The sequence below is a fragment of the Streptomyces sp. NPDC055955 genome (assembly GCF_042270245.1).
Classification (GTDB): Bacteria; Actinomycetota; Actinomycetes; order Streptomycetales; family Streptomycetaceae; genus Streptomyces.
Window position 1 is genome coordinate 287,842 of record NZ_JBHJYS010000006.1, and the last position, 14,366, is coordinate 302,207.

General features: G+C 72.8%; 15 protein-coding genes and 1 other RNA gene. 8 read left to right on the forward strand and 8 right to left on the reverse strand.

Annotated features, from left to right (window positions below; genetic code table 11):
• The first annotated feature begins 13 nt into the window (after positions 1-13).
• Positions 14-964, forward strand: coding sequence for a 3-oxoacyl-ACP reductase (locus tag ACFC96_RS14945; RefSeq protein WP_376612575.1), 951 nt, complete (start codon positions 14-16; stop codon positions 962-964).
• A gap of 55 nt (positions 965-1,019) precedes the next feature.
• On the opposite strand, the gene ACFC96_RS14950 is transcribed toward ACFC96_RS14945, so the two are convergent.
• Together ACFC96_RS14950 and ACFC96_RS14955 are read right to left on the reverse strand one after the other, a co-directional pair.
• Positions 1,020-1,178 (reverse strand): hypothetical protein, encoded by a 159-nt coding sequence (locus ACFC96_RS14950; RefSeq protein WP_376262757.1) that lies wholly within the window; start codon positions 1,176-1,178, stop codon positions 1,020-1,022.
• A gap of 44 nt (positions 1,179-1,222) precedes the next feature.
• Positions 1,223-2,383: a hypothetical protein gene (locus ACFC96_RS14955; protein WP_376612705.1), complete on the reverse strand. Its 1,161-nt coding sequence runs from the start codon at positions 2,381-2,383 to the stop codon at positions 1,223-1,225.
• Between the two features lie 830 nt (positions 2,384-3,213).
• Between ACFC96_RS14955 and ACFC96_RS14960 the strand changes: the two genes are divergently transcribed.
• From ACFC96_RS14960 to ACFC96_RS14975, 4 genes are all read left to right on the forward strand, one after another.
• Positions 3,214-4,275, forward strand: a complete 1,062-nt coding sequence (locus tag ACFC96_RS14960) for an ABC transporter substrate-binding protein (RefSeq protein ID WP_376262754.1) — start codon at positions 3,214-3,216, stop codon at positions 4,273-4,275.
• A gap of 105 nt (positions 4,276-4,380) precedes the next feature.
• On the forward strand, positions 4,381-5,238 hold the full coding sequence (locus ACFC96_RS14965; RefSeq protein WP_376262751.1) for a Nif3-like dinuclear metal center hexameric protein: 858 nt from the start codon (positions 4,381-4,383) through the stop codon (positions 5,236-5,238).
• A complete protein-coding gene (locus ACFC96_RS14970) occupies positions 5,235-5,978 on the forward strand; it encodes a zinc ribbon domain-containing protein (protein ID WP_376263090.1) in 744 nt (247 codons plus the stop codon). The genes ACFC96_RS14965 and ACFC96_RS14970 overlap by 4 nt, the downstream gene beginning before the upstream one ends.
• Before the next feature lie 8 nt (positions 5,979-5,986).
• On the forward strand, positions 5,987-7,228 hold the full coding sequence (locus tag ACFC96_RS14975) for a bifunctional RNase H/acid phosphatase (RefSeq protein ID WP_376262748.1): 1,242 nt from the start codon (positions 5,987-5,989) through the stop codon (positions 7,226-7,228).
• Positions 7,229-7,256: 28 nt separating this feature from the next.
• Here the strand turns inward: ACFC96_RS14975 and eda are convergent, their stop codons facing one another.
• Entirely contained in the window at positions 7,257-7,877 is a 621-nt protein-coding gene (gene eda / locus ACFC96_RS14980) for a bifunctional 4-hydroxy-2-oxoglutarate aldolase/2-dehydro-3-deoxy-phosphogluconate aldolase (RefSeq protein ID WP_376612577.1), read from the reverse strand.
• 74 nt (positions 7,878-7,951) lie between these two features.
• Complete coding sequence (yaaA, locus tag ACFC96_RS14985; RefSeq protein WP_376612579.1) at positions 7,952-8,758, reverse strand: peroxide stress protein YaaA; 807 nt, start codon at positions 8,756-8,758, stop codon at positions 7,952-7,954.
• A 321-nt stretch (positions 8,759-9,079) separates the two neighbouring features.
• On the opposite strand from yaaA, the gene ACFC96_RS14990 reads away from it, so the two are divergent.
• From ACFC96_RS14990 to rnpB, 3 genes are all read left to right on the forward strand, one after another.
• The gene (locus tag ACFC96_RS14990; protein ID WP_376612580.1) at positions 9,080-10,528 is read left to right on the forward strand and encodes an RNB domain-containing ribonuclease; all 1,449 of its coding nucleotides are present in this window, start codon (positions 9,080-9,082) and stop codon (positions 10,526-10,528) included.
• Between the two features lie 110 nt (positions 10,529-10,638).
• Positions 10,639-11,226 (forward strand): Uma2 family endonuclease, encoded by a 588-nt coding sequence (locus ACFC96_RS14995; protein ID WP_376612582.1) that lies wholly within the window; start codon positions 10,639-10,641, stop codon positions 11,224-11,226.
• A gap of 32 nt (positions 11,227-11,258) precedes the next feature.
• An RNA gene (gene rnpB / locus ACFC96_RS15000) (RNase P RNA component class A) lies at positions 11,259-11,675 on the forward strand.
• 83 nt (positions 11,676-11,758) lie between these two features.
• Here rnpB and ACFC96_RS15005 read toward each other — a convergent pair.
• The 4 genes from ACFC96_RS15005 to ACFC96_RS15020 form a co-directional block, all read right to left on the reverse strand.
• Positions 11,759-12,034, reverse strand: coding sequence for a DUF1876 domain-containing protein (locus tag ACFC96_RS15005; RefSeq protein ID WP_376262735.1), 276 nt, complete (start codon positions 12,032-12,034; stop codon positions 11,759-11,761).
• An 87-nt stretch (positions 12,035-12,121) separates the two neighbouring features.
• Positions 12,122-12,976 carry a glycosyltransferase family 2 protein gene (locus tag ACFC96_RS15010; RefSeq protein ID WP_376263087.1) on the reverse strand — a complete coding sequence of 285 codons (855 nt, stop codon included), beginning with the start codon at positions 12,974-12,976 and terminating at the stop codon, positions 12,122-12,124.
• A 132-nt stretch (positions 12,977-13,108) separates the two neighbouring features.
• Positions 13,109-13,699, reverse strand: coding sequence for a GrpB family protein (locus tag ACFC96_RS15015; RefSeq protein WP_376262732.1), 591 nt, complete (start codon positions 13,697-13,699; stop codon positions 13,109-13,111).
• On the reverse strand, positions 13,699-14,256 hold the full coding sequence (locus ACFC96_RS15020) for an MOSC domain-containing protein (protein WP_376612584.1): 558 nt from the start codon (positions 14,254-14,256) through the stop codon (positions 13,699-13,701). Before ACFC96_RS15020 ends, ACFC96_RS15015 begins: the two co-directional genes overlap by 1 nt.
• Positions 14,257-14,366: the final 110 nt, after the last annotated feature.

A 14,366-nucleotide genomic window follows, 5' to 3' on the forward strand; every position in this document is an offset into this window, starting at 1 on the left:
ACCCCGATCCCCGATGGCTTCAGAGTCACTGCCGCTTCAGGGCCTGTCCGCGATCGTCACCGGCGCGGGCCGCGGCCTCGGCCGGGCGGAGGCGCTCGAACTCGCCCGGCTCGGCGCGAGCGTCGTCGTCAACGACTTCGGACAGCCGGGCCGCGACGGCTCCGGCGACGCCGACGCCACCCCGGCCGAGGAGGTCGGCGCCGAGATCCGGGCCGCGGGCGGGCAGGCCGTCGCCCACCTCGGCGACGTCGCCGACCACGAGCAGGCCCGCGCGCTGGTCCAGTTGGCCGTCGACACGTACGGAAAACTCGACATCCTCGTCAACAACGCGGGCATCCTGCGCGACCGCATGATCTTCTCGATGAGCGAGGACGAGTGGGACACGGTCATCCGCGTCCACCTCAAGGGCCACTTCAACACGACCCACTTCGCGTCCGTCCACTGGCGCGCACGCTCCAAGGCGGCGGGCGCACCGGTCTACGGCCGCATCGTCAACACCTCGTCCGAGGCGTTCCTCGCCGGCTCGGCCGGACAGCCCAACTACGCGGCGGCGAAGGGCGGCATCGTCGGCCTGACGACCTCCACGGCGCTAGCCCTCGGCAAGTACGGCGTCACGTCCAACGTCATCTGCCCCCGCGCCCGCACCCGTATGACCGAGGACGTCTTCGCGGGCTTCGGGGAGCCCGGAGCCGGCGAGCTCGACCCGCTGGCTCCCGAACACGTCGCCCCGCTCGTCGGCTACCTCGCGTCCCCGGCCGCCGGGAACGTCAACGGCCAGCTGCTCGTCGTGCACGGCGGCATGGTCGCCGTCGTCGAACGCCCCAAGGTCTCCGCCAAGTTCGACACCGCGAAGGACGCGTTCAGTTACGAGGAGCTGGACGCGCTGCTCACCCCGCACTACGCGGACCGGCCGCCGAACGAGACGTTCGCCGCGGCCGAGGTACTCGGCCTCAAACACGCCTGACCTCATGACGGAGGGGCCCGGAACCATGCGGTTCCGGGCCCCTCCGTCATGCCGTTCAGCCCTGTTCGGACTGGTCCTTGCGGTGCCGTCCGTGCGGCGCCGCGTTCTCGTCGCGCGAGGACGCGCCACCACGGTGCCGGCCGGGACCGGCGGACCGGTCCGCCGCCTCCCTGGACTCCGTCGTGGTCATCTCCGCGTTCATCGTCTCGGCCATCGAAACTCACCCCGTAACAAGATCCTTCAAACAGCCGGGCGAGTCTAACCGGCGGGTGCCGCCCGTGTCCCGGCGGTTGCCGCGCGTCGCATGAGACCGGCGAGAGGCGCCTGCTGGAGCGGGACGGGACGGGCCGCCGAGGGCGGCTCGGGCGCCGTCCGCGGGTCCGGCTCCTCGACGGGCTCCGGCACCGACGTACGCGCGATCCCGCAGGGCACCGACTCGGTGACGTAAGGGAGTTGCAGCTCACCGCCGCGCGTCCACAGGCCCGCACCCGCCAGCCAGCCCTGCGGGGCGGCGAGTTGATGCATCTGGCGCCCGGCGGGCCGCCACAGGCCCAGCCAGGTGCCCGCGGCGCCGTCGATCCGCAGCGCCACCGCACAGCTCTCCGGCATCAGCGTCTGACCCGGCTGGATCGCGAACGGCGTCACCGCGCAGTCGGAAAGGCGCAGACACTCCGGGAAGCGCACCGGCAGCGTCGAGCCCAGCACGCCCCAGCCGAGGCGCTCATGGCCGGGCGACGGCGCGTCCGAGCGGATCAGGAGCAGCCCGCTGTCCGGGTCGGCGAGCACCAGCCGGTCCGCGCTCGCCTCCGCGATCTGGAGGAGCGGCGTGACCTCGCCGCCCCGCCCCAGGTCCACCGCGACGGTCTTGACGGGCCCCCCGTCGAGGGACCGGTCGAGTGCCAGCATCCGGCCGGCGCGGTCCAGCCACACCCCGCCCGAACAGCGCCCCGGGACCTCGGCCAGGAACTCGGGCCCGAACGCCCCGCCCGCCACCATCCACACGCCCGTCGACCGCTCGCCCACGGCGATGGCGTACGCGCATCTGCCGCCCGGCGCCGGCGGAAGCAGCGTCAGCTCCCCGCCGCTCACCGCCCCGAGCGGCACCTCGCCCGTTCGCGGGCCCGTCGGATACAGCAGCGAGAAGGAGTGCCGGCCGTCCACCACGCGCCGGATGAGGACGCGCCCGTCGCCCATCGGGACGACCTCGGTCCCGGGCTCCTCCGGCTGGTTCCCCGGCAACGGCACCGCGTACGGCTCGGGCCCGTCCAGGGTCCACCGCTCCGGGAACCAGGACGTGCCGTCGGTCGCGAGCCGCGCGGCGTAGGCCCCGTCGGCCGTGATGACAAAGGCGGGGCGAGGAGTGAGGGGAGCGGACTCGGGGGCGCTCGCGGGGCTGGCGCCGGGGGCCTGCGCGCTCAATGAGGCTGGACCGGGGCCAGGGGGTTGGGGGCTCGCCGGGGCCGGGGCTGTGTCCGCGGTCTGCGGGCTCACCCGGGCCGGGTCGGTATCCGGCGCTTGCGCGTACTCCGGTCCTGGGGTGCTGTCCGGTGCTTGCGCGTACTCCGGTCCTGGGGTGCTGTCCGGTGCTTGCGCGTACTCCGGTCCTGGGGTGCTGTCCGGTGCTTGCGCGTACTCCGGAACTGGGGTGCTGTCCGGTGCTTGCGCGCGCGCCGGGCCCGGCGCGGGGCCGTCGTCCGGCGCTTGCGCGTACTCCGGGGCGGGCCGGTTGCCCGGCGCTTGCGCGTACTCCGGGGCGGGCCGGTTGCCCGGTGCTTGCGCGTACTTGGTGGTGTGCTCGCTCTCCGGCGCTTGCGCGTACTTGGTGGTGCGCTCGCTCTCCGACGCCTGCCCGTACTCGTTGATGCGCTCGCTCTCCGGCGCCCGCCCGTCCTCCCGGTCCTGGACCCCGCCCGGTTCCGGGTCCGGGTCCTGTCCGTTCTCCGGATCGTTTCCGCTGTCCGGGGCCGGTCCGCGCGCCGGGCCCGGTCCGCTCTCCAGCTCCGTCGTGGGCTCGATCGCCAAGGCCGTCATGGGATCACTCACCTCCGGTTCGTCCGAGCCGAAGCTAGTTTTCGCACGCGCTGCCGTGGCACGCGCGGCTCAGGCTTCACACCAAAGGGTGGCCATGTCCGTATCTGCCTGAAAGGGGTGGGCCGGATGTGCTGGCACGTCCGGAAGTGCCTGATGTTAGGTTTGCCTAACCACACTTGAGGCGGTCTGACGCCACGACGTTCGGAGCTGGAACACCCATGGCCCTGCGAACAACTCCTCGCACCCGCGGCACCGCCGCCGTAGCCCTCGCCGTGGCGGCCGCCCTGTCGCTCGCGGCCTGCGGGTCCGGGGACTCGGACTCCGGCTCCGGCTCCGGCTCCGGCAAGTCCGACAACGGCAGCGGCTCCAAAGCCGTTGCCCAGGGCGGCGAGGACTTCGCCAAGGCGGCCTCGCAGACCGCGAAGATGGGCACGACCGCCGAGGCCGGCCAGTTCCCGCGCACCATCGAGCACGCCATGGGCAAGACGGAGATCAAGGCGCAGCCCAAGCGGGTCGTCGTGCTCGACGTCGGCGAGCTCGACAACGTCGCGTCCCTCGGCGTCAAGCCCGTCGGCTACGCCCCCACCGAGGGCGACGACGGTGTCCCGTCCTACCTGAAGAAGACGGCGGGCACCCCCAAGGACGTCGGCACGATCAACTCCCTCAACCTCGAGGCGATCGCCGCTCTCCACCCCGACCTGATCCTCGGCAGCGAGCTGCGCGCGGCCAAGCTCTACCCGCAGCTCTCCAAGATCGCCCCGACGGTCTTCTCCATCCGCCCCGGCTTCACGTGGAAGGAGAACTACCTCCTCAACGCGTCCGCCCTCGACAAGACCGCCGAGGCCAAGGCGAACCTCGCCGCGTACGAGAAGAAGGCGAAGAAGCTCGGCGACGACATCGGTGAGAAGAAGCCCACCGTCACGATGCTGCGCTACATGCCCGGCATGATCCGCCTCTACGCGAAGGCCTCCTTCATCGGCACGATCCTCGACGACGCCGGCATCCCGCGCCCCAAGAACCAGCAGGTCGAGGACCTCGCCACGGAGGTCAGCCCGGAGAAGATCGACCAGGCCGACGCCGACTGGATCTTCACCGGTGTCTACGGCGACGCGAAGAAGACCGACCGCGCGACCGCCGAGGGCAACCCGCTGTGGAAGAAGCTCGGCGCCGTGAAGGACGGACAGGCCAGGAACGTCCCGGACGAGACCTGGTACCTGGGGCTCGGCGTCACGGCCGCGAACCTGGTCCTCGACGACCTGCACGGCTACCTCGTCAAGTAGCCGACCGTCGGTGGCCGGTAGCGGTACGTGAGCCCGTACCGCCCCCGGCCGCTGCCGTACGTGAGCCAGGGCCGACGGGGCATGGAGGGAAGGTAGCCTTTCACCGTGCCCCGTCTGTCTGAAGTCATCGCCGCGCTCGAGAAGCTGTGGCCCCCCGAGCGGGCCGAGTCGTGGGACGCGGTCGGCACGGTCGTCGGTGACCCCGACGCCGAGGTCTCCCGGGTCCTGTTCGCCGTGGACCCCGTCCAGCAGACCGTCGACGAGGCGGTGAAGCTGGGCGCGGACCTCCTGGTCACGCACCACCCGCTTTATCTGCGCGGCACGACGACCGTCGCCGCCACCACCTTCAAGGGCCGCGTCGTCCACACGCTGATCAAGAACGACGTCGCGCTGCACGTCGCGCACACCAACGCCGACCGTGCCGACCCGGGCGTCTCCGACGCGCTCGCGGGCGCCCTCGACCTCCGGGTCACGGGCCCCCTCGTACCGGACCCGACCGACCCCGCGGGCCGCCGCGGACTCGGCCGGATCTGCGAGCTCGAACACCCCCTCACCCTGCGCGAACTGGTCGGCCTCGCCGCCGACCGGCTGCCTGCCACCGCGCAGGGCATCCGCGTGTGCGGCGACCTCGACGCGACGATCCGCACGATCGCCGTCAGCGGCGGCTCCGGCGACAGCCTCTTCGCCGACGTGCGCGCCGCGGGCGTCGACGCCTTCCTCACCGCGGACCTGCGCCACCACCCCGCCTCCGAGGCCCGCGAGCAGAGCCCGCTGGCGCTGCTCGACGCCGCCCACTGGGCCACCGAGCAGCCCTGGTGCGAGCTGGCCGCAGCCCAGCTCGACGAGATCTCCGACCGCAAGGGATGGGGACTTCGCGTCCACGTCTCGAAGACGGTCACCGACCCCTGGACCGCCCACGCGGCGTCCAACGCCACACCGATTCCAACTGGAGCCCCCAACTGAACGCCGCGCCCGCCGACCAGATCCGACTTCTCGACGTCCAGGCCCTGGACGTACGACTGTCGCAGCTCGCGCACAAGCGCAAGTCGCTGCCCGAGCACGCCGAGATCGAGTCGCTGAACAAGGACCTCACGCAGCTGCGCGACCTGCACGTCGCCGCGCAGACCGAGGAGAGCGACTGCGCCCGCGAGCAGACCAAGGCCGAGCAGGACGTCGACCAGGTCCGCCAGCGCGCTGCCCGTGACCAGCAGCGTCTGGACTCCGGCGCCGTCACGTCCCCCAAGGACCTGGAGAACCTCCAGCGCGAGATCGCCTCGCTCGCCAAGCGCCAGGGTGACCTGGAGGACGTCGTCCTCGAGGTCATGGAGCGCCGCGAGTCCGCGCAGGAGCGCTTCGAGGAGCTCACCGGCCGGGTCGCCTCCGTCCAGGGCAAGATCGACGACGCGACGGCCCGCCGCGACGCCTCCTTCGAGGAGATCGACGGTGAGACGGCCACGGTCACCAAGGAGCGCGGCATCGTCGCCGGCTCCGTCCCCGACGACCTGCTGAAGCTCTACGACAAGCTGCGCGTCAAGGAGGGCGGCGTCGGTGCGGCCCGCCTCTACCAGCGCCGCTGCGAGGGCTGCCAGCTGGAGCTGAACATCACCGAGCTGAACGAGGTGCGGGCCGCGGCGCCCGACTCCGTGGTGCGCTGCGAGAACTGCCACCGGATCCTGGTGCGCACGTCCGAGTCCGGCCTGTAGGAGCCTTCGTGGTGCGGGAGTTCATCGTCGAGGCCGACGGCGGTTCCCGGGGCAACCCGGGGCCCGCGGGCTACGGCTCGGTCGTCATCGACGCGGCGACGGGGGAGACCCTCGCGGAGGCCGCCGAGTACATCGGCGTCGCCACGAACAACGTCGCCGAGTACCGGGGACTCGTGGCCGGCCTGCGCGCCGCGCACGCCCTGGACCCGCAGGCGTCGGTGCACGTCCGGATGGACTCCAAGCTCGTCGTCGAGCAGATGTCGGGCCGCTGGAAGATCAAACACCCCGACATGCGGCCCCTCGCCGCCGAGGCGGCGACCGTGCTGCCGGCGTCGCAGGTGACGTACGAGTGGATCCCGCGCGAGCGGAACAAGCACGCGGACCGGCTCGCCAACGAGGCGATGGACGCGGGCAAGCAGGGCAGGCAGTGGGAGGCCTCGCGCTCGACCGCCGAGCTGGACACCTCGCGTCCCCAGGCGGACCGGGAGTCCCCGCCCGGGGACGCGGCGGCCGGGGCGGCGAAGGCGCGGGCCGCGCTCGCGGGGGCCCGGGGGAACGCGGACGCGCGGGCCGCGCGGAACGTGGCGAGCACCGCGTCCCAGGGCTGGTCGGCGGCGCCCGATCTGGGGGCGCCCGCCACCTTCGTCCTCCTGCGGCACGGCGAGACCGCGCTCACGCCCCAGAAGCGGTTCTCCGGCTCCGGCGGCGCCGACCCCGAGCTGTCCGCGGTGGGACGCGCGCAGGCCGAGCGGGTCGCCGCGGCGCTCGCCGCGCGCGGCACCGTCCAGGCGATCGTCTCGTCGCCGCTCAAGCGGTGCCAGGAGACGGCGCGGACCGTCGCGGCCCGCCTCGGCCTCGACGTCCACATCGAAGAGGGCCTGCGCGAGACGGACTTTGGCGCGTGGGAGGGCATGACCTTCGGCGAGGTCCGCGAGCGCTTCCCGGACGACATGAACGCCTGGCTGGCCTCGTCGAAGGCGGAACCGACCGGGGGCGGCGAGAGCTTCGCGGCGGTCGCCCGCCGGGTCGCGGCGACGCGGGACCGGCTCGTCGGGCAGTACGCGGGACGCACGGTCCTCCTGGTCACACACGTCACGCCGATCAAGACGCTCGTACGGATCGCGCTCGGCGCGCCGCCGGAGGCACTGTTCCGGATGGAACTCTCGGCGGCGTCGCTCTCGGCGGTCGCGTACTACGGGGACGGCAACGCGAGCGTGCGCCTTCTCAACGAGACGGCGCACCTGCGCTGAGGGCCGGGCTGTCGCGCTGACGTCCGGGCTACTCGAGGCCGGCCGCCTCGCGGGCCAGCGTCTCGATCCGCGCCCAGTCCTTCGCGGCGACCGCGTCCGCGGGAAGCATCCAACTGCCGCCCACGCAGCCGACGTTCTTGAGCGCCAGGTACGAGGGCGCCGAGCCGAGGGAGACGCCGCCGGTCGGGCAGAACCGCGCCTGCGGCAGCGGACCGGCCAGCGACTTCAGGTACGGCACGCCGCCCGCGGCCTCCGCGGGGAAGAACTTCATCTCGCTCACCCCGCGCTCCAGGAGCGCCACGACCTCCGAGGTCGTGGAGACGCCCGGCAGGAACGGCACACCGGACTTCTTCATCGCGTCGAGCAGTGTGTCGGTCCAGCCGGGGCTGACCAGGAAGCGCGCTCCGGCGGCGACCGAGTCGGCGACGTTCTGCGGGGAGATGACCGTGCCCGCGCCGACGACGGCGTCCGGCACCTCGTCCGCGACGGCGCGGATCGCGTCCAGCGCGGCCGGCGTGCGCAGCGTCACCTCGATCGCCCGCAGGCCGCCCGCGACGAGCGCCCGCGCGAGCGGCACGGCGTCGGCGACGTCCTCCACGACGACGACGGGTACGACAGGGGCGAGATCGAGCACGGAGGAATCAGTCATGGGGCCATCCTGCCCCGTGCCGCGCAGCATGCGCAAAGGGCGTTGCGCATGCTGCAATAGGCTCGGGTGGGTGTTCAGTGGATCTGCGTCACCACCACGTCGAGCGCCCACGCCGTCCCCGCCTTCGCGGGCGCCTGCGCCTCCACCACATGGCCGAGATCCCGCAGCGCCTCGACCAGCTCGGCGGGGTGCGCGGGCGTGGTGCCGGTCTCCAGGAGCGTGCGCACGATCCGGCCCTTCGTCGCCTTGTTGAAGTGCGACACGACCGAGCGCTTCTCCGCACCCGTCACCGGGTCGGTCTGCGCGTGCAGCACCCGCACCGTCGCCGTACGCCCCGCGACCTCCCCCTTCGGCCTCCACGCGCTCGTGTACGCGGACGACCTCAGGTCGAGCACGAGCCCGTCCCCGGCAGCCTCGGGAAGCGCCTCGGACATCGGCCCGCGCCAGTGCGCGCCGAGCGCCCCGAGCCCTGGCAGCTTCACACCCATCGAGCAGCGGTACGAAGGAATCCGGTCGCTCACCCGCACCGCGCCCCACAGGCCCGAGAACACCAGCAGCGAACGCGCCGCCCGGCGCTTCGCCGCCGTGTCCAGGGTGGCGAGACCGAGCGCGTCGTAGAGGACCCCCGTGTAGATCTCGCCGGCCGGGCGCGCGCCCGCGGTGCGCAGCTCCACGTTCTTCGCGATCTCGCCGCGCAGCCCCTCGCTGAGGCCGAGCACCTCGCGCGCTTTGTCCTCGTCGTCGGCGCACAGCTCGACCAGCTCGTCGAGCACGGCCTGCCGCGCCCCGGCGAGCCCCGGCAGGGACAGCGACTCAGGCTTCAGCGGGGCGCCGCGGCCCGACGGGGCCTTGCCTTCGGACGGCGGCAGCAGCACGAGCACGATCGGACTCCTCGGGACAGTGATGCGGAACAGGGGGTGCGGCCCCAGCGAAAGCGTACGGAAGGGAAGGCGGTGCCGGGGAACGAGGGGCGCGGCGGATCATGGGGTGGCCAGGTCGTGGGGTGCCCCCGGTTGCGGGACGCCGGGGAGCGGGGGGTGCCGGGGATCACGGGTGCCCGCGGATCATGAGGCGCCGCGGTCATGGGACGCCGGGGAGCGCGGGGGCCGCGGTCACTGGGAGCCGCGCTCATGAAGTGCCGCGGACCCGGCGCACCTCGATCACCGGGTGCCGACACCCCCGCCCCGTCCTACGCTCGGTGCATGCCCCGCCGTCATCTCCGTGTGACCGGCGCAGCCGAGGCCCCGCTGCGTGCCGCACTGCGTGAACTGCGTACGACCCTGGACGTCCCCGGGGCCTTCCCGGCCGACGCCCTCGCGGACGCGGAGCGGGCCGCGGCGGCCCCGCACCCGCCGGAACCCGGCGGCAAGGACGCCATCGACATCCCCTTCTTCACGATCGACCCGCCGGCCTCCGTCGACCTCGACCAGGCCATGCACCTCTCGCGCCGCGACGGCGGCTACCGGGTCCGCTACGCCATCGCCGACGTCGCCGCGTACGTCACGCCCGGCGGCCCTCTCGACACCGAGGCCCACCGCCGCGTCACCACGCTCTACTTCCCCGACGAAAAGATCCCGCTGCACCCCACCGTGCTCAGCGAGGGCGCCGCCAGCCTGCTCCCGGGCCAGACCTGCCCCGCCGTCCTGTGGACCCTCGACCTCGACGCCGAGGGGCGCACCGTCGCCACCGACGTGGCCCGAGCCACCGTCCGCAGCCGCGCCAAGCTCGACTACGAGGGCGTGCAGCGCGCCATCGACGACGGCACCGCCGAGGAACCCGTGGCGCTGCTGCGCGACATCGGGCGCCTGCGTGAACAGCTGGAGACCGAGCGCGGCGGCATCTCCCTCAACGTCCCCGAACAGGAGATCACCGAACGCGACGGCCGCTACGAGCTCGCCTACCGCGCCCCGCTCCCCGCCGACGGCTGGAACGCCCAGATCTCCCTGCTCACCGGCATGGCCGCCGCCGACCTCATGCTCGCCGCCGGCACCGGCATCCTGCGCACCCTGCCCGCCGCCCCCGACGGCGCCGTCGGCCGCCTGCGTCGCACGGCCCGCGCCCTGCACATCGACTGGCCGCACCACGTCCCGTACGCCCAGCTCATCCGCTCCCTCGACCCGCGGAAGCCGCACCACGCCGCCTTCCTCCAGGAGTGCACGACGCTCCTGCGCGGCGCCGGCTACACCGTGTTCAGCGGCGGCGCGCTCCCCGACCTCACCGTCCACGCCGCGGTCGCCGCGCCCTACGCCCACTGCACGGCCCCGCTGCGCCGCCTCGCCGACCGCTACGCCTCCGAACTGTGCCTGGCCGCCTGCGCGGGCACCCCGCCCCCCGAGTGGGTACTCGCCGCGCTGCCCGGCCTGCCGAAGGAGATGGCGGACGGTACGCGCCGGGCCAACGCCGTCGAGCGCGGCTGCGTCGACCTCGTCGAGGCGGCGCTCCTCGAGGACCGGATCGGCGACGTCTTCGAGGCGTGCGTCATCGACGTGGAGGACCACGAACCGGCCGTCGGCACCGTCCAGTTGGCCGATCCCGCGGTCGTCGCCCGCATCGAGGGCGGTACGGCTCCGCTGCCGCTGGGGGAGCGGCTGCGGGTACGGCTGACGCGGGCGGACCCCGGGGCGGCGAAGGTCCGGTTCGCTCCCGCGTAAGCCCCCTCGCCCCGCGCTCATGTGCCACGATCGAGGCAGAACTTCCGATCTCACGGACGGTGGATCCCCCGATGGCCGAGTCTGGCGAGCGACCGAGGGAGGGGCGTGACATGACGGCCATGGCGCACGAGCCGCACGAGTCGCTCACGCAAGCGGACGTCCTGCTCGAAGGCTTCCTTGCCCTGGACACCCCGGAGGGTTTCCGGGCGGAACTGATCGAGGGGGAGATCGTCGTGACACCGCCGCCGGACGGGGACCACGAGGACTACATCGGACTGATCGTGAGCCAGGTGATCAGGCGCTCGCTCACGGACATGCAGTTCTCCGGGAACAAGGGCCTGACGTTGAAGGACGTCCCCGGCAGTCCGCGCGACCACGTCATTCCCGACGCCACTTTCGCGCCATTCCAAGCACGGCTGTTCCGCGGCGCCGCCTCCTGGATGCCCTGTGGCGGCGTGGCCATGGTCCTCGAGGTCACCTCCACCCGTCCGAAGGCGGACCGCGGGACGAAGCGACGCTGCTACGCGCACGGGGGCATCCCCCTCTACCTCCTCGTCGACCGGGACGCCTCGGCGGTGACGCTCTTCAGCGAGCCAGAGGGCCGCGACTATCTGCAGCGCCGTACGGCTCCCTTCGGCAAGCCGCTCCCGCTGCCGGAACCTTTCGGGTTCGACCTGGACACGGCGGAATTCCTCTGAGCTGCGGCGGGTACCATGGTCCGCACGGCAGACGAGCCGGGCGGACGGCCGCGTGAGAACCCTTTCACCAGGGTCTTCCCGAGGAACGTCCGGGCTCCACAGGGCAAGGTGGTGGCTAACGGCCACCCGGGGTGACCCGCGGGACAGTGCCACAGAAAACAGACCGCCGGAGGCTTCGGCCCCCGGTAAGGGTGAAACGGTGGTGTAAGAGACCACCAGCGCCTGAGGTGACTCAGGCGGCTAGGTAAACCCCACCTGGAGCAAGGTCAAAAGGAGCCGCATCTTCGCAAGAAGGGCGACTCTGCGCGGACGTTCGAGGGCTGCCCGCCCGAGTCCGCGGGTAGACCGCACGAGGCCCGTAGCAATGCGGGCCCTAGATGGATGGCCGTCTCCCCGGCCGCCGCGAGGCGACCGGGCGACAGAACCCGGCGTACAGCCCGACTCGTCTGCCTGCCAGGTCCTTGGCCTGCGCCAACCCCTCGGCTGCCGTGGACGGTGCCCTGCCTGGGGAGAATCTTGGGGACGACCAGCCTCACCGCAACATGTGCGACGTCCGGCCCGACGCCTCGTCGATCTCGTCGTGCGCCTTCGTCAGCATCTTCATCGCCAGCTCGTTGAGCGCCCTCGCTCCCGCGACCTCCTCGCCGACCCGCGGCTGGTTCGCGTCGGAAGGGTGCCGACTCGCGTAGCCATGGGCCCGCATCTCGCTCCCGTCGGGGAGACGGACGAGCGCGGCGGCACGCGTGCGATGGGTGTCTTCCTCGAATTCCAGCTCGACATGCCATCCGACAGTGGTCTGTGCCGACATCCTGATCACCTCCGGGACTGCTATTACCAGGGTGCGCCTGTCGGGCTCCCGACGCACCATGTCCCGCCCCGCCGCCCGCGAACCGGCTCAGATCACCGGCGGCCGCCCGAGACGCGTCATGCGCCATGCGGTGCGCCAGCGCATCGGCCGCCGGTCCCCGCACGGTGTGCGCACGCCCTCCACGAAGCCGCCCGCCCACGCGCGCAGCCCCCCGGCGGACCGGGTGCGGGCGAGCGTGAGGAGGGTCCAGGTGCCGAGGTAGAGCGGGATCAGGGGGACCGGGAGCCGGCGGCGGGCCAGCCAGACGCGGTTGCGGGCCGTCATCCGGTGGTAGACGGCGTGCCGGGCGGGCGAGGTCTTGGGGTGCTGGAGCAGGAGCGACGGCTCGTAGACGACTTTCCAGCCGGCGTCGAGGGCGCGCCAGGCGAGGTCGGTCTCCTCGTGCGTGAAGAAGAAGTCGGCGGGCCAGTCGCCGGTCTCGGCGAGCATCCGCATCGAGAACGCGTGGCCGCCGCCGAGGAACGCCGTCACCTCACCGCCCCGCATCGGGTCCTTCGCGCGCAGCCGCGGCACGTGGCGACGCTGCGTCTCGCCGTGCTCGTCCGCGATGCGGAAGCCGACGATGCCGAGGCGCGGGTCGCCGGCGTACAGGTCACGGACCGTACGGAAGACGTCCGCGTCGACGAGGAGTCCGTCGTCGTCGAGTTCGACCGCCACGTCCACGTCGCCGAAGTCGCGCAGCCGCGCCAGGGCGACGTTGCGGCCGCCGGGGCAGCCGAGGTTGTCGTCGAGTTCGACGGCCGTGACGGTGAAGGGCAGGCCGGAGCCGCTGAAGTCGGGCAGCGGCGAGCCGTTGCCGACGAGGACGACCCGCGTCGGCGGCACGTCCTGCTTCGCCACCGCCGCCAGGAGGGCGTCGACCTCCCGGGGCCTGTTGCCCATCGTCACGATCGCGACGCCCAGACGCGGCGGTTGCTCCACGGCCGACTCCCCATTTCCTCGGACATCCCGGTGCGGTGCCCGCGATCGTATCCGTTCACCGGGAAGTCACCGCGCAGCCAAGGGGAGTTGGGGTCAGGTGCCGGATTCCGCCGTCCACCCCGTCTCGGCCGCCCAGGGTTCCGCGACCGCCACCACCAGGTCGACCACCGGGTCCTTCACGTCGGCGTAGGTGCCGGTGTCGGCGACCCGGGAGGCGAGGGCGTACTTGAAGTGGGCGTAGGCCGTGACCGCCTCCGGGTGGGTGCGGAACCAGTCGCGGAAGAGCAGGGCCAGACGTTCGTTGGGGGAGCCGGCGAGGCGTACGTGCAGGTTGACCGGCTCGGCGGGCGCGCCGCGCCGGGACCAGAAGCGCTTGGCCCAGCGCGTCGGCACGTCGTCCAGGCCCGCCGGTACGTGGTCCCGGCGGTAGGGCGAGAGCCGGAAGCCCAGGTCCGCGAGGGGGCCCGCGAAGGCGGCCTCCGCCTCGTCGAGGTCGGCGACGCTCACCTGGAGGTCGTAGACGGGCTTGGCCGCCATCCCGGGGATCGCCGTGCTGCCGATGTGTTCCGTCCGCAGGGCCAGCGGGCCGAGCGCCGCGCCGAGTTCGGCACACAGCGCGCGGCCCCGCTCCGGCCAGTCCGCGTCGTACGGGGCGACGACGGGGATCTCCGGCTCGGGCATCATCAGACGGCTTCCAGCGCGACGTGCGGCCCGGCCGGCAGGACCACGCGGATCGCGTCGCCGGGGCGCACCACGCCGCCGGTCCGCACCACGCTCATGATCCCGCCCTTGCGGACGACCGCCCCGTTCTCGTCGCGGCCGACGACCTGCTTGAGCAGCCCGTCCTGGAAGTGGTCGATCTGCAGGCAGGGGTTGCGCAGGCCCGTGACCTCGACGACGGCGCCGCCCTCGCCCAGGTGCAGGAGCGTGCCCGCGGGCAGTGCGAGGAGGTCGATGCCGGTCGTCGTGACGTTCTCCCCGAGGTCGCCGGGAGCGACGTCGTGGCCGTGCTCGGCGACCTCGGCGAACAGTTCGGTGTGCATCAGGTGGACCTGCCGCAGGTTCGGCTGCGTCGGGTCCTTCGCGACGCGGGAGCGGTGCTTGACCGTGACGCCCGCGTGCACGTCCCCCTCGACGCCGAGCCCGGCGAGCAGCGTGATGCTCTCCCGGTTCGGTTTCGTGAAGGAGTACGTCTCGTTGCTGCTGACCGCGATGACCTCGCCGCCGTCGAACCTGCCCATGCCGGGCCCCCGTTTCCGCGCCGGTGATCCGTGATCCCGGCCGCCTGATCCGTGATCCCGGCCGTCCGGACCGCGATCCACGCCGAGCCTAACCCCGGCGGACACGCCTG

Excerpts from the sequence above, each read along its gene's own strand:
- ACFC96_RS15020 (WP_376612584.1), bottom strand. The coding sequence starts at position 14,256 with ATGGGCAGGTTCGACGGCGGCGAGGTCATCGCGGTCAGCAGCAACGAG.
- ACFC96_RS14990 (WP_376612580.1), top strand. The coding sequence starts at position 9,080 with ATGCCCCGCCGTCATCTCCGTGTGACCGGCGCAGCCGAGGCCCCGCTG.
- ACFC96_RS15015 (WP_376262732.1), bottom strand. The coding sequence starts at position 13,699 with ATGATGCCCGAGCCGGAGATCCCCGTCGTCGCCCCGTACGACGCGGAC.
- eda (WP_376612577.1), bottom strand. The coding sequence starts at position 7,877 with ATGACTGATTCCTCCGTGCTCGATCTCGCCCCTGTCGTACCCGTCGTC.
- ACFC96_RS14950 (WP_376262757.1), bottom strand. The coding sequence starts at position 1,178 with ATGGCCGAGACGATGAACGCGGAGATGACCACGACGGAGTCCAGGGAG.
- ACFC96_RS14960 (WP_376262754.1), top strand. The coding sequence starts at position 3,214 with ATGGCCCTGCGAACAACTCCTCGCACCCGCGGCACCGCCGCCGTAGCC.
- ACFC96_RS14945 (WP_376612575.1), top strand. The coding sequence starts at position 14 with ATGGCTTCAGAGTCACTGCCGCTTCAGGGCCTGTCCGCGATCGTCACC.
- ACFC96_RS15010 (WP_376263087.1), bottom strand. The coding sequence starts at position 12,976 with ATGGGCAACAGGCCCCGGGAGGTCGACGCCCTCCTGGCGGCGGTGGCG.
- ACFC96_RS15005 (WP_376262735.1), bottom strand. The coding sequence starts at position 12,034 with ATGTCGGCACAGACCACTGTCGGATGGCATGTCGAGCTGGAATTCGAG.
- ACFC96_RS14995 (WP_376612582.1), top strand. The coding sequence starts at position 10,639 with ATGACGGCCATGGCGCACGAGCCGCACGAGTCGCTCACGCAAGCGGAC.